General features: G+C 69.0%; 20 protein-coding genes. 7 read left to right on the top strand and 13 right to left on the bottom strand.

Features of this window, described 5'->3' with window-relative positions; all coding sequences use genetic code 11:
- Positions 1–33 precede the first annotated feature (33 nt).
- Positions 34–1,584, bottom strand: coding sequence for a carboxylesterase/lipase family protein (locus DTA22_RS11080; RefSeq protein ID WP_112299525.1), 1,551 nt, complete (start codon positions 1,582–1,584; stop codon positions 34–36).
- A gap of 133 nt (positions 1,585–1,717) precedes the next feature.
- Here DTA22_RS11080 and DTA22_RS11075 point away from each other — a divergent pair, with 133 nt between their 5' ends.
- Entirely contained in the window at positions 1,718–2,446 is a 729-nt protein-coding gene (locus DTA22_RS11075) for a GAF and ANTAR domain-containing protein (protein WP_037226373.1), read from the top strand.
- A 6-nt stretch (positions 2,447–2,452) separates the two neighbouring features.
- Here DTA22_RS11075 and DTA22_RS36255 read toward each other — a convergent pair whose 3' ends face one another.
- From DTA22_RS36255 to DTA22_RS11020, 12 genes are all read right to left on the bottom strand, one after another.
- Complete coding sequence (locus DTA22_RS36255; RefSeq protein WP_005261277.1) at positions 2,453–2,623, bottom strand: hypothetical protein; 171 nt, start codon at positions 2,621–2,623, stop codon at positions 2,453–2,455.
- 195 nt (positions 2,624–2,818) lie between these two features.
- Positions 2,819–3,784: an LLM class F420-dependent oxidoreductase gene (locus DTA22_RS11070; protein ID WP_112299453.1), complete on the bottom strand. Its 966-nt coding sequence runs from the start codon at positions 3,782–3,784 to the stop codon at positions 2,819–2,821.
- A 52-nt stretch (positions 3,785–3,836) separates the two neighbouring features.
- The gene (locus DTA22_RS11065) at positions 3,837–5,396 is read right to left on the bottom strand and encodes a ComEC/Rec2 family competence protein (RefSeq protein ID WP_112299452.1); all 1,560 of its coding nucleotides are present in this window, start codon (positions 5,394–5,396) and stop codon (positions 3,837–3,839) included.
- Positions 5,396–6,265 (bottom strand): ComEA family DNA-binding protein, encoded by an 870-nt coding sequence (locus tag DTA22_RS11060; RefSeq protein ID WP_112299451.1) that lies wholly within the window; start codon positions 6,263–6,265, stop codon positions 5,396–5,398. Before DTA22_RS11060 ends, DTA22_RS11065 begins: the two co-directional genes overlap by 1 nt.
- A gap of 69 nt (positions 6,266–6,334) precedes the next feature.
- Entirely contained in the window at positions 6,335–7,201 is an 867-nt protein-coding gene (locus tag DTA22_RS11055) for a DegV family protein (protein ID WP_037226367.1), read from the bottom strand.
- Positions 7,202–7,205: 4 nt separating this feature from the next.
- Positions 7,206–8,003: a diglucosylglycerate octanoyltransferase gene (gene octT, locus DTA22_RS11050; protein WP_037226366.1), complete on the bottom strand. Its 798-nt coding sequence runs from the start codon at positions 8,001–8,003 to the stop codon at positions 7,206–7,208.
- Entirely contained in the window at positions 7,990–8,649 is a 660-nt protein-coding gene (locus DTA22_RS11045) for a histidine phosphatase family protein (protein WP_112299450.1), read from the bottom strand. Before DTA22_RS11045 ends, octT begins: the two co-directional genes overlap by 14 nt.
- Positions 8,646–9,071 (bottom strand): ribosome silencing factor, encoded by a 426-nt coding sequence (rsfS, locus tag DTA22_RS11040; RefSeq protein ID WP_037226364.1) that lies wholly within the window; start codon positions 9,069–9,071, stop codon positions 8,646–8,648. The genes DTA22_RS11045 and rsfS overlap by 4 nt, the downstream gene beginning before the upstream one ends.
- A 34-nt stretch (positions 9,072–9,105) precedes the next feature.
- Positions 9,106–9,801: a nicotinate-nucleotide adenylyltransferase gene (gene nadD / locus DTA22_RS11035; protein ID WP_005248045.1), complete on the bottom strand. Its 696-nt coding sequence runs from the start codon at positions 9,799–9,801 to the stop codon at positions 9,106–9,108.
- 19 nt (positions 9,802–9,820) lie between these two features.
- Positions 9,821–11,281: a vWA domain-containing protein gene (locus DTA22_RS11030; protein WP_037226363.1), complete on the bottom strand. Its 1,461-nt coding sequence runs from the start codon at positions 11,279–11,281 to the stop codon at positions 9,821–9,823.
- 11 nt (positions 11,282–11,292) lie between these two features.
- Entirely contained in the window at positions 11,293–12,174 is an 882-nt protein-coding gene (locus DTA22_RS11025; RefSeq protein WP_005261286.1) for an AAA family ATPase, read from the bottom strand.
- Between the two features lie 61 nt (positions 12,175–12,235).
- Positions 12,236–13,516 (bottom strand): glutamate-5-semialdehyde dehydrogenase, encoded by a 1,281-nt coding sequence (locus tag DTA22_RS11020; protein ID WP_112299449.1) that lies wholly within the window; start codon positions 13,514–13,516, stop codon positions 12,236–12,238.
- 114 nt (positions 13,517–13,630) lie between these two features.
- Here DTA22_RS11020 and DTA22_RS11015 point away from each other — a divergent pair, with 114 nt between their 5' ends.
- The 6 genes from DTA22_RS11015 (at position 13,631) to ectB (ending at position 21,432) form a co-directional block, all read left to right on the top strand.
- Positions 13,631–14,731 (top strand): NADH:flavin oxidoreductase/NADH oxidase, encoded by a 1,101-nt coding sequence (locus tag DTA22_RS11015; RefSeq protein ID WP_037226361.1) that lies wholly within the window; start codon positions 13,631–13,633, stop codon positions 14,729–14,731.
- Positions 14,732–14,974: 243 nt separating this feature from the next.
- The gene (locus DTA22_RS11010) at positions 14,975–16,444 is read left to right on the top strand and encodes an MFS transporter (protein ID WP_112299448.1); all 1,470 of its coding nucleotides are present in this window, start codon (positions 14,975–14,977) and stop codon (positions 16,442–16,444) included.
- A 9-nt stretch (positions 16,445–16,453) separates the two neighbouring features.
- Positions 16,454–17,320: a ribokinase gene (locus tag DTA22_RS11005; protein WP_037226359.1), complete on the top strand. Its 867-nt coding sequence runs from the start codon at positions 16,454–16,456 to the stop codon at positions 17,318–17,320.
- A 58-nt stretch (positions 17,321–17,378) separates the two neighbouring features.
- Entirely contained in the window at positions 17,379–19,478 is a 2,100-nt protein-coding gene (locus DTA22_RS11000) for a RecQ family ATP-dependent DNA helicase (RefSeq protein ID WP_112299447.1), read from the top strand.
- A 151-nt stretch (positions 19,479–19,629) separates the two neighbouring features.
- Positions 19,630–20,142 (top strand): diaminobutyrate acetyltransferase, encoded by a 513-nt coding sequence (gene ectA / locus DTA22_RS10995; RefSeq protein WP_009474013.1) that lies wholly within the window; start codon positions 19,630–19,632, stop codon positions 20,140–20,142.
- Positions 20,143–20,169: 27 nt separating this feature from the next.
- Positions 20,170–21,432 carry a diaminobutyrate--2-oxoglutarate transaminase gene (gene ectB / locus DTA22_RS10990; protein ID WP_112299446.1) on the top strand — a complete coding sequence of 421 codons (1,263 nt, stop codon included), beginning with the start codon at positions 20,170–20,172 and terminating at the stop codon, positions 21,430–21,432.
- Positions 21,433–21,447 lie beyond the last annotated feature (15 nt).

Genomic DNA, 21,447 nt, shown 5'->3' with positions numbered 1-21,447 from the left:
CGTTACGCGGATACGAAACCGGACCCCCGCCGCTCAGGTGAAGCCGATGACCTCCTCACCCCAGGCCCGGCGGAGTTCCCGGTCCGGATCGGCGACGATCGCGTCGGACTTGCCGATCAGCAGGGTCGTGCGATCCGCCTCGTCGTAGCGCAGCCAGCCGACCTCGGCTCCCGTTCCGTCGGGGGTGCCCGCGGTGGCGAACGACAGCCACCGTCGCTGGATCCGCTCCGACACGTGCCCGGCGGTTCGGTGCCCACCGAGCTTGAACGTGGGGTCGTGCGGGACGACGCCGAAGTTCCCGAAGACGTATGGCACCTCGGTGCCATGGGTGGCGCCGATCCGCGCGGCGCGCAGGAACGGTGTCGCGTAGTCGAAGCGGTACAACCAGGTCGGGGCGACGCGGCTGTGCGCCTCCGCGATCCACAGCGTCGGCATCCGGAACGCGGCGTCCCGCGAGATCTCCATGGCCGAGCGTTTCTTCGGGTAGTCGGGATACGCGGCCGCCACCTCCTGCTCCTCGTCTGCAGGCAGGTCGGGATGGTCGGCGGCGATCGCCACGAACATCTGATGCACGGCGTCCGGGGTGATCGGCATCAGGGGCGACTTCATCAGCCGGAACATGGACGCCTCGTCCTTGTTCGTCCCGATCAGCAGCGGGATTCGATGCGCGAGGCCTGTGCGGAACGCCGCGACGGGATAGTGCGGGACCACGTCGCCGTCGACGGTCGGGGCAACCGCCAGGGTGCCCGGGACCCGCGCGGGCACCTGCTGGACGAGTTCGACGCAGGCCTTCGTCAGCACGTCGACGGGCAGGTCGCGGAGTCGGCCCGCGTCGGCGGGCGCGATGTCGAGCAACTCGAGGAACGACTCGGCGATGCTCGCGGCGCGATCACGGCCGTATACGGACGTCGCGGGCGAACTCTCGGCGATCGCGCGATGGAACAGTCCCTCTGCCGGTGGGGACGTCATCAGCGTGGTGACCGCACCGCCACCGGCGGACTCCCCGAACAGGGTCACGTCTTTCGGGTCGCCGCCGAATGCGGCGATGTTGTCGCGGACCCAGGTCAGTGCCGCGATCTGATCGCGCAGGCCCAGGTTCGTGTCGAACGGATGCTCCTCGGTCGAGAACGAGGAGAAGTCCAGGAACCCCAGCGCACCGAGCCGGTAATTGAAGGTGACCACCACGACGTCGCCGCGTTCGACCAGATGCGTCGGATCGAACATGCGCTGTCCGGACGAACCGAGGTAATACGCCCCGCCGTGGATCCACACCATCACCGGCCGCGGTCGCCGGGCATCCGACGCGGGGGCGAAGACGTTCACGGTGAGGCAGTCCTCGTCGAGGGTCAGACCGGGATCGATGGGCAGCGGGCCGTGCTCGTTCTGCGGTGCGATCGGGCCGAATCGGGAACAGTCGCGCACCCCGCTGAACGGTTCGGGCGCGCGCGGGGAGCGGAGCCGCCACTCGCCGACCGGCGGCGCTGCATAGGGAATGCCTTTCCACGACCGGACGCCGTCGAGGCGGACGCCCCGCAGCGTTCCCTGGCCGATGGTCACATGTGGGTCCTCGGTGCGCGAAACCATGACGTCATCTTCGCCCGGGGCCACCGTCCCCGGAGTCCGATCGGGAATTCCTGCGGCCCGGACCTGCGGCGACCTCCCTCTCTGGCAGACTGAATCGGTGAGCCGGGCACATGCCCGCACGCTGGAGGAACCGATGCGAGACACAATGCCCGATACGACGCGCTCGCAGGCTGTCGGCAGGTCGGCCGCGACGTTCGCGACCCTCGCCGATCTTCTCTACGCAGGCCAGGATTACGGGCACGTCCACCAGGCCATCTGCGACGCCGCGCCACTACTCGTCGAGGGCTGCGACCACGCGAGCCTGATGCTCCGGGAGGGATCCCGCTACGTGACGGTCGCGGCCAGCGACGACGTGGCCGCCCGCGTCGACGAGTTCGAGCGCGTCGAGAACGAGGGACCGTGCGTCGATGCCATCGTCAGCGACACGCCTCAGTTCGAGACGGACCTCGCCACGTCGTCGCAGTGGCCGCGCCTGTCGGCGCGGGTGCTGGCCCACACGCCGGTGCGCGGTGCGGCCGGATTCCGCCTCGTCATCCTCGGGCGCAAGGTCGGCGCCCTCAATTTGTTCTCCGACACGGCGGGAGCGCTGAACACCACGTCCGTCGATCAGGGCATCATGCTCGCATCGTTCGCGGCGGTGGCGTTGGCGGCCGTCCACGAGCACGCCGAGGCCGAGACACTGCGGGCAGGCCTGGCCAGCAATCGTGAAATCGGGAAGGCCGTGGGTCTGCTGATGGCGTTCCACAACATCCCCGAGACTCAGGCGATGGAGATTCTCCGCACCACCTCGCAGGACATGAATCTCAAGCTCGCGACGGTGGCGCAGGAGATCGTCGCTCACCATCACCGGAAGGTGACCTGACCGCCGTCAGTCCACCTCCGGTGCATCGGGGTTACCCGCAATGCCGAGCATGGACAGGAGCATGCGGCAGTCTTCGGCGTCCAATGACTGGGCAGCGACGACCCGCTGCGCTCTCCACACCTGCCCGGCGTCGAGTTCGTCGTCCACATCGAGATCTGTCCGCTCCGATTCCGACATTCGCCCTCCAATGCGGGTGCGTTCCAAGACCGTTCACCTCAGGCATCTGCCACCGGATGGTAGTCGGTGTTTCGGTGTCGCATACGCACATCGGGAATCGAAGTCGAAACGATACAGAACGCGTTCCGCACCCGCCGCCCCGAGCGTGCCGAGCGGTGCGCCGGGGAGTCGAAAGTTACAGCAGCACAGCCGATGTCAGGCCGTTGTCAGCGCCCGCAGCGGCTCACTCAACTCGGTGGCGAAGAACTCGAAGAACCCGTCGACGTCCGGCCCCGCGTTGATCAGCGCCAGATGATCGAACCCTGCGTCGACGAACGTGCCTGCCACCTCGAGGTGCCGCCGGACGTCGGGCCCGCAGGCCATGGCGTCGCGGACGTCCTCGGTGCGGATCGACGACGACGCCGCCTCGAAGTTGATCGGATTCGGCAGTTCCGCTTGAACCTTCCATCCGGTCAACCCGAACCGGAACAACCGGTGCGCCGACTCGGCCGCGGATTCCTCGTCACGCGCCCACGAGAGGGGCACCTCCCCGTACTTGGGTCCCGAACCACCGGCCCCGGTGTAGGCCTTCACGAGGTCCGGGTCCGCTTCGGTGGCGAAGAGTCCGTCGCCGAGTTCCGCGGCGATACGGACCGCTTCCGTGCCGCCCGCCGCGACGGCGATCGTGGGCGGCACGTCGGGGAGATCGAAGACGCGTGCGTCGTCCACGGTGAGGTGTTTGCCCTCGTACGAGTGGTAGCCGCCCGACCACAGCAGACGGATGATGTCGATCGCCTCACGGAGCATCTGGTGCCGGATGGTGACCGACGGCCAACCGCCACCGACGACATGTTCGTTCAGCCGTTCCCCCGAACCGAGCCCCAGGGTGAACCGGCCCTCGCTGAGGACGGCGGTCGTGGCCGCGGCCTGCGCGATGATCGCGGGGTGGTATCGGACGAACGGGCAGGTGACGCCGGTCGCCAGGGCGATCCGGTCGGTCCGTGCGGCAGCGGCCGCGAGCATCGACCACACGAATCCCGAGTGACCGTGACTGTAGAGCCAGGGGTGATAGTGATCGCTCACCTCGACGAAGTCGAAGCCGGCCCGTTCGGCCTCCACCGCCTGCCGCACGATCTCCCGCGGATCGAACGTCTCGGCCATCAGCTTGAACCCCACCTGCATGTCGTCGTCCCTTTCCTCGAGTTCTGCGAAGGTTTCCCGGATTCGGGCGCGCTCACACAAGGCGTCCCAGCGACGACGGCCAGACCGGCGCCCACAGCACCAGCGCACCTATCGCGATTCCCGCCAGCACCAGCCGGGGTCCGCGTCTGCGCAGCGTCACACCGAGCGCCACCACGGCACCGAGGACGATCGCCGCACCGGCGGGCCCGGAGGGCACCGGTATCGAGGCTCCGGGAATCCGCGCACCTCGCTCGGCCACGGTGACGAGCCACCACAGCGGCCACTGGGTCACGTGCACCACCACTTCCGCGACGGGAACACTGACCCCCGCGATCAGGGCGGTGATCGCTCCGGCCACGGTGATCACACCGACCACGGGGGCGACCAGGATGTTCGCGCAGATGGACACCAGGCTCACCGTCCCGGCCATCGCGGCCACGATCGGAGCGGTGACGGCGAAGGCGGCGACGGACACCGCCACCGTCTCGGCCACCGCCCGCGGCCAGCCGCGGCGCACCAGCACGTCGACCCCCACCGGCGCGATCACGATCAGCCCGGCAGTGGCGGTCGCCGAGAGTACGAAGCCGAAGTCCACCGCCAATTCCGGTGACCACGCCAGCAGGGCGATGACCGCGGCCGCGAGCGCGGGCATCGCCTGTTTCCGCCGTCCGGTCACGAGCGCCAGCAGAGCGACCGAGCCCATCGCCGCGGCGCGCAGCACGCTGGGCGACGGTCGCGCGATCACCACGAATGCGATCAGCGCCGCGGCGGCCAGCGCCGCACCCGCGCGGGGACCGAGTCCCACCCCGCGGACCACGAGCAGGACGGCTCCCAGCAGGATGCTGACGTTCGCCCCGGATACCGCCGTGAGATGCGTCAGTCCGGTCGCGGTGAAGTCGTCCTTCACCTCCCGGGGCAGCGCCGAGGTGTCGCCGATCACCAGCCCCGGCAACAGTCCTGCCTCGTCGGCGGGCAGAACGGCGGCGGCCGCGACGAACCGCGCACGCAGGGCGCCGGCCCACCGCTGATGCGGGGGCGCGGGACCGACGGCCGCGGGCGGTCCGGACACCCGGATCGTGGCCAGGCTCAGGTCCCGGTGCCGCGGAGGGCCCGCCTGCCCGCGCAGGACCACGTCCTGCCCCGGCAGGAGTCCGAGCCACCCCGCCGCCGGGGCAAGGACGACCACCGCACCGCCCGAGTGGATCGTCTCGGTGGCCCGGCGGATCTCGACGACGTCCGCGTTCACGAGGACGTGCCGTCCGAAGCCGGCGATCTCCCGGGGATCGTCGGCAAGGGTGACGACGAGCGTCACCCACGCCTCGTTCCGGCCGAGTTCGGTCATCGGGTGCCGTTCCACGGCCTGAACCCGCCAGGCCGTCCCCGCAGCGCAGCAGGACCCGAACAGTAGTACCGCCAGCACCCCGGCCGTCCACCGTCCCGGTCCCCGCAGGGCGCACCCCGCGGCGAGGAGAACTGCCGCTCCCGACAGGGTTGCCACGAGAACCCACGCCGCCCGGGAGCCGCCGTGGATACCGATCAGTGTTGCCGCCCAGCACATCCCGGCGAACGGAAGAAGCCGCAGGTCGAGGAGCCGCGGTTCGTCGTCGGGCATCACAGGGTGACCTGGCCGCGCAGCTTCTCCAGCCGCACCGGCCCGATCCCGTCTACCTCCCCCAGTTGCGAGATGTCGGTGAACGTTCCGTTGGTCGTGCGCCACGCGACGATCGCCGCCGCCGTGACGGGCCCGACACCGGGAAGTGCGTCGAGTTCCGTCTCGGTCGCCGTGTTGAGGTTCACGAGCCCTCCGCCCGGGGCGGCCGCTGCGCCTGCGGTCCCCGGCGATCCCGCGGAGGCTCCGCCCACAGCGCTCGGCGGCGCCTGGGTGGTCGCGGCACCCACGAGAACCTGATCGCCGTCCGAAAGTCGTTGAGCCAGATTCAATCCGAGGGTGTCACCGCCGTCGCGCACTCCCCCGGCAGCGGCGAGAGCGTCCGCGACCCGGGACCCCGGTGGCAGCCGGACGAGACCGGCCGACGCCACCAGTCCCACGACGCTGACGACGATCTCCTCCGCCGGGGCGGGTGCCGACGCCGCCGCGTCGGGACTCGTCGGTGCCGGTCCCGGTGCCGGAGTCGGAGAATGCACTCCGGCAGCGGGTAACGACGGAACCGCCTGTGCCTCCGGCCGATCGGTGCGCACTCCCAGCACTGTGGCGGTCGCGACGACGATTCCCACCACGATCAGCACCAACGCCCCGGAACGCCCGGGATCGAATCGTGCGTCCCGCCAGCGGTCCGGCAGCGAGAATCCACCCCGGCGGCGTTCGGCGGACCACGTCGTGTCGCCGTCGAGGACGGTCCCGCTCGGCTCGGCCAGCCACACCGGCGCCGCCGGTGTGTCGGCCGGGACCGCATCGCGTTCCCCCGACGTCAGGAACGCGAGCCGGGTCCGGCCCCTGGAACGTTCTTCCCTGATCCCCATGGACGCGACGGTAGAGTGCGCCGCCCACCGAATTGCCGCGACGACCCGACTTCCGAACCGGCCTGTGGATCAGTGCGAAGTTGTGGATGAATCGTGGTCTTCGTGGTGCAGGGCGGGTTCCGGGCACAGCACGATGCCGATGGCGCCCGCCCCGACGTGGGCACCGATCACCGAGCTGAAATCGGTGACGACGAGATCGCTGACCTGCGGAATCCGATCCTTCAGGTGCTGTGCCACCGCTTCGGCGCGCTGCCGGGCGTGCATGTGATGCACAGCGACGGCCGTCCTGTCCAGACCCGCCAGCTCCACCGCGGCGTCGACCATCCTGGCCATCGCCTTGGTCGAGGTGCGCGTCTTCTCCTTCAGAACCAGCCGGCCGTCCACGAGATGCAGCACCGGCTTCATCGCCAGTGCGGTGCCGAGCAGTGCGGCGGCGGTGCCGATACGGCCTCCGCGACGCAATTGATCGAGCCTGTCCACGACGATCAGGCACCGCCCGCGGCTCGCGACGTCGACCGCCCGCCGGTACGCCGTCTCGAGGTCCGCACCGTCCTTCGCGGCCCGCGCGGCCTCGAGGACCGGGTAGCCCAATCCCATTCCGGCGGACTGGGAGTCGACGATCCGCACCCGGCCGTCGAATTCCTGCGCCGCCTGGCGGCCCGCCTCCCACGTGCCGGACAGCTGCCGGGAGATGTGTACCGCGAGAACGCCTGCGCCCTCACTCAGCTCCAGCGCTGCCGCGTACGCCTCGGACAGCTCGCTCGGCGACGCGCCCGACGTGGTGACACCGGCAAGATCCTCGGGGAGCTCGTCGATTCCCTCCCGGAAATCCTGACCGCCGCTGAGGACATGGAGCGGGACCACCTGGATCCCGTACTGCTCGACGAGTTCGGGCAGGATCGAGGCCGAAGAATCGGTGACGACGACGACGGGCATCGGACTACTCGGCTCCGCTCGACACCGGGTCGGCCGGAACCGCGCCCTCGGCGGAGTCCGGAACGACTCCCGCGGCGCGAAGCGCGGTCAGCATCGCCGCGGCCACCTCGGTGTGTCCGTCCCAGCCCCAGTGGATGCCGTCCGGATTGCCCTGATCGCTGAAGACGTTGGCGCGCACCGCCTCCGCGAGGTCGACGATGGGCACGTTCTTCTCCTCCGACCATGCGGTGATGGCGGCAACGGCACCGGGGCGACCGGCGTGCACCTTGCCGTAGGCCTCGCTTCGATGCACGGACGGCAGGGTTCCGATGACGGGCAACTCGGGGCGCATGTACTCGAGCGCCGCCCGGGAGCTCTCCAGGTACTCGACACTCAGCCGCGGGGGCAACGCCACGGGCCACCCCAGCGGGGACAGCCTGGGCTGAAGCCACTGGTAGCCGGCCCGCACGACGCGGCGCAGCGCGGGTGGGCGGACGTAGCGCAGTTGTTCCCGCAGCGCCGTCGGGAGCGGGGACGGAAGGGAGTCCATGCCGCCGACAGCGAACACGACGGCACCGGCGCGGGGAACCGCCGACCACACACGTGGGTCCTGGGTCAGCGCCCACCACACGTCGCGGCTGGTCCAGCCGATCCGCGCCACCAACTCGACATCCCAACCGAGTTGACGTGCAACGATATTGGGCCAGATGTCGGGATGGTCGGATGGGAGACCGCCCTTGGGTCCGTAGTACGACAGCGAATCGGCGAGCACGAGCAGGACGGGGCGCGCCCCGGAACCGGCATCCACGTCAGAGGACGTCACTGGCCACACTCGCAGAAGCGTTCCACACGTCGAGGCGCCAGTGGAGCGAATCGGGGTTTCCGTACGCACTCAGCTGCACCCAGCTGGTGTTCCCCAGCCCGCCCAGCACCGGCCAGCGGTCGACGGGCAGATCCAGCAGCGCGGCGGTCAGCGCGGCGATCAGACCGCCGTGCGCGACCAGGACCACCGGTTTCTCCGCCCAGTCCTCGTGCTTCTCGACGAGTTCGGCAACCACCGGCCTGCTGCGGCGGGCGACGTCGATACGGCTCTCCCCGCCGGGCGGCGCCCACGTCGCGTCGCCGCGCCACGTGGCGCGGGCGCCGGGTGCGCGCGCGTCGACGTCGAGGTGCGTCAGCCCCTGCCAGTCACCGAGATGCGTCTCGCGGAGGCGCTCGTCGATCTGCACCGGCAGACCGGCGTTGTCGCCGACCTCCACTGCGGTGTCGTAGGCCCGCCGCAGGTCGGAGGACACGATGGAGATCGGTCTGCGACCGACGAGCGCGGTGGCGGCGGCGCGGGCCTGCGACCGCCCCAGCTCCGACAGTTCGGTGTCGAGCTGACCCTGCATGCGGTTGTCGGCGTTGTACTCGGTCTGCCCGTGGCGGAGCAGGATCAGACGTCGCGGGGCACGGGGGGCATCCGTCACAGCTCGGACTCCTCCGCCTCGGCGGCAGTGCCCGCACCGTTCGCGTCGGCCGGGCCGTGCTGCCCGAGACCCTCGACGGGCACGGTCGGGCAGTCCTTCCACAGCCGGTCGAGTGCGTAGAAGTTGCGCTCCTCGTTGTGCTGGACGTGGATCACGACGTCCACGAAATCGAGCAGTGCCCAACGGCCTTCGCGGGTGCCCTCGCGTCGCACCGGCTTGTGACCTGCCTCACGCAGCCGATCCTCGATGTTCTCGACGATCGCGTTGACCTGTCGCTCGTTGGGGGCGGAGGCGATGACGAAGCAGTCGGTGATGACCAGCTGCTCGGAAACATCGAGCACCACCACATCGGAGGCCAGCTTCTCGTCGGCAGCCACTGCCGCGATGCGTGCCATCTCGATGGCTTCGGTCGTTGCGCTCACGCGATGTTCTCCCAGTTCGTTCGAAAAGTGCTGACTAGCTCTTGGTCTTGTCCGGGGCCGGTTCGGACATCGTCGTCGCGCCGTCGAGGCGCTCGGAGTCCGGTGGCCGGTACAGGTTCCGTTTGGAGATGTACTGGACCACACCGTCCGGCACGAGGTACCACACAGGACGGTGTCGACTGGCCCGCCGCCGACATTCCGTCGAGGAGATCGCCAGAGCCGGGATCTCGATCAGCGTGACCGCGTCCTCCGGCAACGCGTCCAGGTGACCGGCCAGATGTTCGGTGTTGAGATCGAATCCCGGGCGCGACACCCCGACGAACTTCGCCAGCGAGAACAGTTCCTCCCAGTCCTGCCAGGACAGGATACTCGCCAGGGCGTCCGCACCGGTAATGAAGTACAGCTCGGCGTCCGGGTGGTAGCTGCGCAGATCACGCAGAGTGTCGACGGTGTAGGTGACCTTCTCCCGGTCGACGTCCACCCGGCTGACGGAGAAACGCGGATTCGACGCGGTGGCGATGACCGTCATCAGGTACCGGTCCTCGGCCGGGCTGACGCCCTTCCCCTGCTTCTGCCAGGGCCTGCCGGTGGGCACGAAGACGACCTCGTCGAGGCTGAATCGATCCGCCACCTCGCTGGCCGCCACGAGGTGACCGTGATGAATGGGGTCGAAGGTGCCGCCCATGACTCCCAGGCGGCGCCGACGCGCGCCCGCTGCTCCCTGTTCCACGAGTGACGAGCTTACGTGCTCACACCGGCAGCAACCCGGCGACCACCGACGCCAGCTGCTGAGCGGATCGGCATTCGTGCATGCTGATGACCTCGTTGTACACCTTGGCCGCCGAATCGCCCGTTCCCCACTGCCCGCGGGGCTCCGGGTTCAGCCAGTGCGCGTGTTTCGCCACCGACACGAGCCGGGCCAGGGCCTCCAGATTCGGGTCGCGGTAGTTGTTGCGACCGTCGCCGAGCACCAGCAGCGACGTCCGCGACGTGATGCTCTGGGTGAACCGCTCGGCGAACACCCCGAACGCGTTGCCGTAGTCGGAGTGCCCGTCGTAGCCGACGAGGTCGGCTTCCCGGATCATCCGCGACATGGCGCTGCCGAGGTCCGCTCCCGCGTCGAAGAAGCGGGTGACCTCGTCGGTGGTGTCGATGAACGCGAACACCCGCACCCGGGAGAACTGTTCGCGCAGCGCGTGGACGAGCAGCAGGGTGAAGTGGCTGAAACCGGCGACCGAACCCGACACGTCACACATCACGACGAGTTCGGGCCGCGCCCGCCGCGGTTTGCGCTGGACGAGGTCGATGGGCACTCCGCCGGTGGACATCGACTTGCGCAGGGTCCGGCGCAGGTCGATCGAACCGGCACGGTTGCGGCTGCGCCGCACGGCCAGGCGGCTGGCGAGCAGCCGGGCCAGCGGGGTGACGTTGCGTTTGAGCGCCGTCAGTTCGGCGTCGGACGCGCGCAGGAAGTCGACTTCCTCGGCCAGCCGGGGCACGCCGTACGACGCCACCCGTTCCTTGCCGAGGTTCTCCGCCGACCGCCGCCGCGTCTCCTTCTCGATCATCTTCCGGAAGTCGGCGATCCGCTGGGCGGCGGTGCGCTTGGCCACCTCGGATTCGTAGCTTTCCGTCGTCCGGGCGTCGGCGTCCTGCTGATTGCCCAGGAGTCCGTCGAGGATTTTCTTCAGCAGGGTTTCCGGCGCGACGTCCCGCAGCGCCTGGTACGCGGAGAACGACGGGCCGTTCGCCGACTGGTACTGCCCGAGTTCCTCGACCATCTGCGCGGTCAGGAGCTCGGTGAGCTCGATCGCCTCCGGCGACCCGTCGGTGAGGAGTTCGACGATCAGCTCGCGCAGCGCCTCGTAGTCGATCTCGCCCTTCGCGTTCCGCGGCAGACTCGTGTCGATCGCCCCGTCCGCCCGGCTTCCGACCGCCGCCGGGAACCAGAGTTCGAACAACGCGTCGAAGGTGGGCCGGTGGGTGGGCCGCCGCAGCAGCGCGCACGCGAGCCCCTCGCGCAGCGATTCGCGGTCGAGCAGATCGAGGACCGACATCACCCGACCGGCGTCGACCGTCTCGGACGGTCCGACCGTGATGCCGCGCCGCCGCAACGCCTCGACGAAGTCGACGAGATGCCCCGGCAGCCCGTGCGGCGCCGCGGGACCGCCCGGCTTCGACCGGGACGCGAGTGGACCACCAGCAGCCATGGGGAAGTCCTTCAGTTCAGTCGCAGCTCGGCAGCGGCCCGTAGCTGGTCGGATTGGTGTTTGAGGACGACACCCATCGTGGCGCGCACGGCGTCGTCGTCGAGGGTGTCGAGCCCGAGCGCGAGGAGTGTGCGACCCCAGTCGATGGTTTCGGCGACCGACGGCAGCTTCTTCAGCTGCATGCCGCGCAGCACGCGGATGGTCCTGACCAGCTGCTCGGCCACTGCCTCGGGCAGCTCCGGCACCCGGCTCGCGAGGATCCGCCGCTCGAGCTCGGCGTCGGGGAAGTCGAGATGCAGGAACAGGCAGCGGCGCTTGAGTGCCTCGGACAGTTCGCGGGTGGCGTTCGAGGTGAGGACGACGAACGGCTTGCGCGTGGCCGTGATGGTGCCCAGTTCGGGGACGGTGACCGCGAAATCGCTGAGCACCTCGAGGAGCAGGCCTTCGATCTCGACGTCGGCCTTGTCGGTCTCGTCGATCAGCAGCACCGTCGGGTCCTCGCGCCGGATCGCGGTCAGCAGCGGCCGCGACAGCAGGAACTCCTCCGAGAAGACGTCCGCCTTGGTGGAGTCCCAGCTGTGGTCGCTGCCCGCCTGGATGCGCAGGATCTGCTTCGCGTGGTTCCACTCGTACAGCGCGCGTGCCTCGTCGACGCCCTCGTAGCACTGCAACCGCACCAGCTCGGCGCCGGTGGTCTCGGCGACGGCGCGGGCGAGTTCGGTCTTGCCGACGCCGGCGGGACCCTCGATGAGCAGGGGTTTTCCGAGCCTGTCGGCGAGGAACACCGCGGTCGCGGTGCCCTTGTCGGACAGGTAACCGGTTTCGGCGAGCCGAGCGATGACGTCGTCGACGCTCGCGAAGAACGGCGTCGTGGTGGGCAGTGCGCGATCCACGCTCGCTCCTTTCAGAAGTGACGGGCAGAGGGGGCCGTAGGGAAAGGGGTTGGCGAAACGTCTAGACCGGGCGGGTGTGCCCGTCACCCCAGACGATCCACTTGGTGGACGTCAGTTCGGGGAGCCCCATCGGGCCGCGCGCGTGCAGCTTCTGCGTGGAGATCCCGATCTCGGCGCCGAATCCGAACTGCTCACCGTCGGTGAAGGCGGTGGACGCGTTGACCATGACGGCGGCGGCGTCGACCCGGGCGGTGAACTCGCGGGCGGCCGCGAGGTCGGAGGTCACGATGGCCTCGGTGTGACCGGTTCCGTAGCGGTCGATGTGCTCGACCGCGGCGTTCAGATCGTCGACGACCTTGAGGGCCACATCCAGGGTGAGGTACTCCTCCGACCAGTCCGACTCGGTCGCGGGTACCAGACCCGGCAGATCCCCGTGGACCGTCACGCTGTGCGTCTGCAGGGCCTGCAGCAGCTTCGGCACCGCCGTCTCGGCGATCGCGGCGTCGATCAGCACCGTCTCCGCGGTGTTGCAGACACTCGGTCGCCGCGTCTTGGAATTGAGCAGGATCCGTTCGGCCATCTCCAGGTCGGCCGCCGAGTGGACGTAGACGTGGCAGTTGCCGACGCCCGTCTCGATGGTCGGGACGGTCGCGTCACGCACCACGGCGTCGATCAGGCCGGCGCCGCCGCGGGGAATGACGACGTCCACCAGCCCGCGGGCCTGGATGAGGTGCGTCACGCTGGAGCGGTCGTCGCTCGGCAGTAACTGCACCGCGTCCTCCGGCAGCTGCTGCGCCGCCAGCGACGCCCGCAACGCCGCGACCAGCGCCGCGTTCGACTTCGCCGCGGACGAGGAGCCGCGCAGCAGGGCCGCGTTGCCCGACTTGAGTGCCAGCCCGAACGCGTCGACGGTGACGTTGGGGCGGGCCTCGTACACCATGCCCACCACGCCGAGCGGTACCCGCAGCTGACGGAGTTCGAGACCGTTGGGGAGGGTCGAGCCGCGCACCACTCCACCGACCGGGTCGGGCAGACCGGCCACCTGACGCAGTCCGGACGCGATTCCCTCGATCCGCTCCGGGGTCAGCCGCAGCCGGTCGAGCAGGGAGTCCTCGGTGCCCGACGCCCTGGCCCTCTCGATGTCGGCCGCGTTGGCGGCGAGGATGTCGGCCGAGGCGGCGAGCACGGCATCGGCCGCCGCATGGAGTGCCGCGTCCTTCTGCGCAGTGGTGAGCAGCGCGAGGACCCGCGACGCGGTGCGGGCGCGACGGGCCGCTGCGTGGACGGCTTCACGGGTATCCACCGCGGCACCGGCCGACGAGGTGGAAGTCACTGCAGTCATGAAGACAGCCTATATACAGGGGCCTGTACACCGCGGAGCGGGAACGACCGGGAATGATTTGGTCCCCCGCGCAGGTTGCGACTGGTCGAGACCATCAGAGGCAGGAGTGCTGTAGTGAGCGTGTTGTTCGAACCGATCACCTTCCGTGGAGTCACCGTCCCCAATCGGGTGTGGATGGCGCCGATGTGCCAGTACTCGGCCGACGTGACGGGCAGTGGTGTGGGGGTGCCCAACGACTGGCACCGGACGCACCTCGTGACGCGTGCCATCGGCGGTGCCGGGCTGATCCTCACCGAGGCGACGGCCGTCAGCCCCGAGGGCCGCATCAGCGCCGCCGACCTCGGCATCTGGAACGACACCCAGACCGAAGCCTTCGCGGAGATCAACGCACAGCTCGAGTACTTCGGCGCGGTCCCGGGCATCCAACTCGGTCACGCCGGGCGCAAGGGATCCGCGCACGTCCCGTGGCGCGGGGGCGGGAGCCTCGACGACGACGATCGGCTGTCCTGGCAGACGGTGGCGCCGAGCGCGATCGGTTTCGGCGACCACACCCCGCCCGCCGCGGCGACGACCGCCGACATCCGGAAGGTGGTCGCCGATTTCGCCGCCGCCGCCGAGCGGGCGTCGCGGGCCGGTTTCAAGGTGGTGGAAATCCATGCGGCACACGGCTACCTCCTGCATCAGTTCCTCTCCCCGGTCAGCAACCACCGCACAGACGAGTACGGCGGCAGCTTCGCGGGCCGCATTCGCCTCCTGCTCGAGGTCGTCGACGCGGTGCGCGGGGTCTGGCCGGCCGAGTTGCCCGTATTCGTCCGCGTCTCGGCCACCGACTGGCTGTCCGAGGAGCCCGGCCTCGACACGGACAGCTGGACGCCGGATCAGACCGTGTCCCTCGTGCAGGCCCTCGCCGACCTCGGCGTCGATCTCGTCGACGTCTCCAGCGGCGGCGTCGCGTCCGCCCGGATCCCGGTCGGACCCGGCTACCAGGTCCCGTTCGCCCGTCGCATCCAGAACGAGACCACGGTCCCGGCCGCCGCCGTCGGGCTCATCACCGAGCCGGAGCAGGCCGAGCGGATCGTGGAGACGGGTGAAGCCGTCGCCGTGTTCCTCGGACGCGAACTGCTGCGCGACCCGTACTGGCCGCGAAAAGCCGCACTCGCCTTGAATGCCCAGGTGACGCCGCAGATTCCGGCGCAATACGCGCGGGCGTACTGAGGCTCGGGCCGACAACCCCCCGTATCCTTTGCTACGGTAATCGCTCTTACAGCTGGTAGTCCCGCACCCCGGACGGTGGGGCGGGACCGAGCCACGAGCCAGAGCCGATCGGCGGGGGCCGCATCGCGCCGAAGGGCCGTGGGTTGCCGAACCCGACCAGCAATCGCCGTGCGGGCGACGAAAAGATGCGTGCATCAGGTACGTGCCCCGCGCGGGTGATAACTGCGCTGGGGAGCGCACGACATGACTGCACCAGATCACTCGATCACGTCGGCCGAGGTGGCCGAATCACCTGATGTCACGGTCACCGACGAGGCCTCCGTCAAACGAGCCGTCAAGGCCACCATGCTCGGTAACGCCATGGAGTGGTTCGACTTCGGCGTGTACGCCTACCTCGCGACCACCATCGGCAAGGTGTTCTTTCCCGAGGCCAGCGGTACCGCACAGCTGCTGTCGACGTTCGCGATCTTCGCCGCGGCGTTCATCGTCCGTCCCCTCGGTGGACTGTTCTTCGGTCCGCTCGGTGACCGGATCGGCCGCAAGAAGGTGCTCGCCACCACGATCATCCTGATGGCGGGCAGCACATTCGCCATCGGCCTCATCCCGAGTTACGGATCCATCGGGCTCGCGGCACCGATTCTGCTGGTGCTGTTCCGGCTCGTGCAGGGTTTCTCGACGGGCGGCGAGTACGGCGGCGCCAGCACGTTCGTCGCCGAGTACGCGCCGGACAAGCGCCGCGGCTTCTTCTCGAGCTTCCTCGAATTCGGAACCCTCGCCGGGTATGTCGCGGCCGCGGGCCTGGTCACCATCATCAGCACCGTGGTCAGCGCCGACGCTCTGGTGGACTGGGCGTGGCGAATTCCGTTCCTGCTCGCCGGCCCGCTGGGCCTGATCGGCCTCTACCTGCGGTTGCGGCTCGAGGAGACGCCCGCGTTCCAGCAGATGGAGCAGGCCGAAGAACGTTCGCTCGCAGAAGAATCCACGGGACGCAAGCTGCGCGAAACCCTGGTGGAGAACTGGCGGCCGCTGGTGCTGTGCGTCATCCTGGTCGCCACGTACAACATCGCGCACTACGGCCTGCTCAGCTACATGCCGACGTACCTGTCGAACACGCTCGGCTACGACGAGTCGCACGGACTCGTCCTCATGATCATCGTGATGCTCATCATGATGGTGTGCATCAGCTTCGTCGGAAAGCTCTCCGACCGGGTCGGTCGGAAACCGTTGCTGCTGGCCGGTTTCGTCGGATTCTTCGCGCTGTCGCTGCCCGCGTACCTGTTGATCGGGGTCGGCCACTACTTCACCGTCTTCCTCGGCCTCGCGATGCTCGGCGGCCTCCTGCTGCTGTTCGTCGGCGTCTTCCCGTCGGTCCTTCCCGCGCTGTTCCCCACCGGAATCCGCTACGGGGGGCTGGCGATCGGTTACAACCTCGCGGTGTCGATCTTCGGTGGCACCACCCCCCTCGTCCTCACGGCGTTGCAGGATGCGACGGGCAGTGACCTCGTCGCGCCGATGTACATGATGGTCGCGGCCGTCATCGGCGGTATCGCGGTTCTGCTCATCTCCGAGACCGCCCGGAAGCCGTTGGAGGGTTCGCCGCCCGCCGTGGCCACGGACGCCGAGGCCCGCCGCATCCTGAAGCGTCTCCGCCGCACCAAGGGCGAGGCATCCGCGACACCCGCACAGGAGACGGCGGCCGCCGACGCGGGTTAGTCTCGGAAGATGTCCGCTCCCAGGGTCGCCGTGGTCGGCAGCGTCAACATGGACCTACTGACGGCGGCCGAGCGGTTACCCGCGCCGGGGGAGACGATCCTGGGCAGCGCCTTTGCCGCCACCCCCGGCGGCAAGGGTGCCAACCAGGCGATCGCCGCGGCGCGGGCCGGTGGCGCCGTGACGTTCGTCGGCGCAGTCGGCTCCGACGTGTTCGCGCTCGACCTGCGACAGGCCCTCGTGGACGCCGAGGTCGACACGCGGTACCTGCGCGAAGTGGACGGGCCGAGCGGAATCGCGGCGATCACCGTCGACGCCGCCGGCGAGAACAGCATCGTCGTGGTTCCGGGCGCCAACAGCACCGTGGTGGACCTGACGCCCGCCGAACTCGCGGCCGTCGCGGACGCCGACGTCCTGCTCTGCCAACTCGAGATACCCCTGGGCACCGTGCTGGCCGCGGCGGCGCACGCCGCGGCACACGGCACCGTCGTGATGTTGAATCCGTCACCGGCGCAGACACTTCCGCCCGAACTCGTGGAGCTGGTCGACGTGCTCCTCGTCAACCAGACCGAGGCCGCGCAACTCGGCGCCGAGGTCACCGGCATCATCTCCCACGTCGTGACCACGCTGGGATCGTCGGGCGCGGACTACGCGGGCGGCGACGGCACCGCGCTCCACGCCGACTCCCCCGAGGTCGAGGTGGTCGACACGACCGGGGCGGGTGACGCGTTCGCCGGCGCCCTGGCCGTCTCGTGGCGGCGCGGGCCCGCGGCCGCTGTCCCGTTCGCGTGCACGGCGGGCGCGCTCGCCACCACCCGCCGCGGCGCCTCCACGTCATCGCCCACCCTCGCCGAGATCGAGGCGGCGCTGCCCGGCTGAGCGTGCTCCTGCCGTCGCCCGGATCCTCCGTGTCACCCGTGTCGTGCACCATGGGGGCATGACGACCGCCACCGAACCCGCACTCCGTGACGAGGCCGAACGGCTGCTCCGCGAGCTGGCAGGCGAGCACGCCACCCTCCGCGACGACCAGTGGACGGCGATCGAGGCGCTCGTGGTGGGCCGCAGACGGGCGCTGGTCGTCCAGCGGACGGGCTGGGGCAAGTCGGCGGTCTACTTCATCGCGGCAAAGCTCCTGCGGGCGCACGGGCACGGCCCCACGGTCATCGTGTCGCCGCTCCTGGCCCTCATGCGGAACCAGGTGGCCTCCGCCGAGCGGGCAGGCGTGCGCGCCGCCACCATCAATTCCGGCAACGTCACCGAATGGGACGACATCCACGCCCGGGTCGCGGACAACGAACTCGACGTTCTGCTGGTCAGCCCCGAGCGTCTCAACAATCCCGACTTCCGCGACCAGGTCCTGCCCTCCCTCGCAGCCGACGCGGGTCTCGTCGTGGTCGACGAGGCGCACTGCGTGTCGGACTGGGGTCACGACTTCCGTCCCGACTACCGTCGGATCCGCACGTTGATCGCCGAACTGGGCGAGGGCATCCCCGTCCTGGCCACCACGGCCACGGCGAACGACCGCGTCGTCTCCGACGTCTCGACGCAGCTCGGGGTGGGTGGCGCCGAAACCCTCGTCCTCCGCGGCGGCCTCGAACGCGAGTCGCTGCACCTGTCGGTCGTGCAGATTCCGGAGGCCACCGCCCGGGCCGCGTGGCTCGCCCAGAAGCTCGACAGCCTGCCCGGCTCGGGCATCATCTACGCGCTCACCGTGTCGGCGGCGCGGGATCTGGCGAGCCTGCTGTCCGAGCAGGGCCACACGGTCGCCGCCTACACGGGGCAAACCGACGCCGCCGAGCGCGAGACCCTCGAGCAGGACCTGCTCGGCAACCGCGTCAAGGCCCTCGTGGCGACGTCCGCGCTCGGCATGGGGTTCGACAAGCCCGACCTGGGGTTCGTCGTGCACCTCGGTGCGCCGTCGTCCCCCATCTCCTACTACCAGCAGGTCGGGCGTGCCGGACGGTCCACCGACCGCGCCGAGGTCATCCTGCTGCCCGGCTCCGAGGACAAGCAGATCTGGAGCTATTTCGCCTCAGTGGCGTTCCCCCGGGAGCACGTCGTGCGCCGGGTCATCGAGGTCCTCGACACCGACCGGCCGCAGTCCACGCAGGCGCTCGAGCCGCTGGTGGAGCTGGGCCGCACCCGGCTGGAGATGGTCCTGAAAGTCCTCGACGTGGACGGTGCGGTACGCCGGGTGCGCGGCGGCTGGGTGGGCACCGGGGAGCCCTGGACGTACGACGCGGACCGCTACGAGCGCCTGGAGCGGGCCCGCGAGTCCGAACAGCAGGCGATGATCGACTACCAGCGGATCACCACGTGCCGGATGGCGTTCCTGCGCGAGCAGCTCGACGATCCGGGTCTGGCGGCGGGAACCTCGGAGTGCGGCCGGTGCGACAACTGCACCGGAGTGCGCCACGACGCGACCGTGGACGCCGAGGCGGTGCAACAGACCAGGACGCGCCTCGAGCGGCCAGGCGTGGATCTCGCGCCCCGTAAACAGTGGCCCACGGGCCTCGCGAAGCTCGGCGTGACGCTGTCCGGGAAGATCACGGACGGCCCCGAACCGGGGCGCGTCCTGGGCCGGCTGTCCGACCTGGGCTGGGGTCAGCGGCTGCGGTCCCTGCTCGACGAACCGGACGGACCTGCCCCCGACGCCGTCCTGAAGGCCTGCATCCAGGTGCTGGCCTCCTGGGACTGGGCCGAGCGTCCCACCGCCGTCATGGCGGTCGAATCCGCCACCCATCCCCTTCTGTCGGCGTCGATCGCGGGGCAGCTCGCCGCTGTCGGACGACTCTCCGACCTGGGAGTTCTGCGGCTGCGACCGGAGCATCCGCCGGTGTCCGCGGCCAATTCCGCGTACCGGGTGGCCGGGCTCGTCGACGCCTGGGAGGTTCCCGACCTTCGCGACGCATCCGGACCCGTGCTGCTCGTCGACACCCTCACGGACACCGGCTGGACCCTCACGATGGCCGCCAGGACGCTCCGCGGGGCGGGCGCCGCGTCGGTCCTTCCCTTCGCGCTCGCGAGTCTCAAATAGGCGAAGTGTGTCGCTTGCGGTTCACCCAAAAGTTACATAATGTGATGAGCATCACTTTGCACGTCTCACCTGCAAAGCTCCGCCGCCTGAACTGTCCAATTTCGCGAGGCACGTGAAATCGAAGGGGATGGTTGTTAGGTTCGAATTTCCAATGACGCCTGTTCAGAAGAGTGCCATCCCGACCACCGCGCCGGACGCGGTGTTGTTCAGAAGTCCAGAGATCACTGACGGAGTCCGGCTCTGGGAGATCGCCAGGAACACGGAAGTGCTCGATCTCAATTCGAGCTACGCATACCTGTTGTGGTGTAGAGATTTCAGCCGCTCGTCGGTCGTCGCAGTCGTCGACGAGCGCGTCGTGGGATTCGTATCGGGCTTCATCCGCCCCGAATCCCCAGCGACGCTGTTCGTCTGGCAAGTTGCCGTAGACGCAGACCAGCGCGGCAAGGGAATTGCAGGTCGCATGCTGAGCGCGCTGCTCGATCGACTTGCACCCGAAGGGATTACCCATCTCGAGACGACGATCAGCCCCGACAACGAGGCCTCGATCGCGCTGTTCACAGCATTGGCGCGTCGCCGAGATACGGCGATCAACAAGCAAGAACTGTTCTCCCCTAATGATTTTCCCGATGGACACGAAGCCGAAGATCTGTACACGATCGGCTAAGAGCATGCCCCGGAGGAATGCAGCAACATGACTAACTTCGATACGAACATTTTCGACAACCTCGAATCCGAGGTTCGCAGCTACAGCCGTGGCTGGCCCGCCGTCTTCGAGTCGGCGTCCGGATCGTGGATCCGCGACGAGAACGGCCGCGACTACCTCGACTTCTTCGCCGGTGCCGGTTCGCTGAACTACGGCCACAACAACCCGGTCCTGAAGTCGGCGCTCGTCGACTACATCGTCAGCGACGGCATCACGCACGGTCTCGACATGTCGACCGTGGCCAAACGCGACCTGCTCCAGACCTTCCAGGACAAGATCCTGAAACCGCGAGGTCTCGACTACAAGGTCCAGTTCCCCGGCCCCACCGGAACCAACACGGTCGAGGCCGCACTGAAACTGGCGCGCAAGGTGACGGGTCGTTCGTCGATCATCAACTTCACCAACGCTTTCCACGGAATGACGCTCGGCGCCCTGTCGGTCACCGGTAACTCGATGAAGCGCGCCGGCGCCGGAATCCCACTGGTGCACGCCACCCCGATGCCGTTCGACAACTACTTCGACGGCGTCACCGAGGACTTCCACTGGTTCCGCCGCGTGCTCGACGACTCGGGCAGTGGCCTGAACCGTCCGGCCGCCGTGATCGTCGAGACCGTGCAGGGTGAGGGCGGCGTCAACGTCGCCCGTGCCGAGTGGCTGCGCGCCCTCGCGGACCTGTGCGCCGAGCGCGAGATCCTGCTGATCGTCGACGACGTCCAGATGGGCTGCGGGCGCACCGGGCCGTTCTTCTCCTTCGAGGTCGCCGGCATCACCCCGGACATCGTCTGCCTGTCGAAGTCGATCAGCGGCTACGGTCTCCCGATGGCGCTGACGCTGTTCAAGCGTGAGCTCGACGTGTGGGGCCCGGGCGAGCACAACGGCACGTTCCGTGGCAACAACCCGGCATTCGTGACGTCGAAGGTGGCCCTGGACCACTACTGGTCCGACGACACTCTCCACAAGTCGACGCTGACCAAGGGCGAGAAGATCCACCAGGCGTTCACCGATCTGGCGAACCAGTTCGAGGGCTCCGTTTCCACCCGCGGTCGCGGCCTCGTCCAGGGTCTCGTGTTCGACGAGCCGGAGAACGCGGGCAAGGTCTGCAAACTCGCCTTCGACGAGGGCCTGCTCGCGGAGACCTCCGGACCGTCCGACGAGGTGGTCAAGCTCCTTCCGGCGCTCACCATCACCGACGAGGAACTCGACCACGGACTCGCCATTCTCGCCGACGCCACCGGCAAGGTTTGCAGCTAGAGAGAGGACTGACAC

The organism is Rhodococcus wratislaviensis (genome assembly GCF_900455735.1).
Classification (GTDB): Bacteria; Actinomycetota; Actinomycetes; order Mycobacteriales; family Mycobacteriaceae; genus Rhodococcus_F; species Rhodococcus_F wratislaviensis.
Note: the sequence above shows the minus strand (reverse complement) of the source record. Positions and strands in the feature narration are given on the sequence as shown.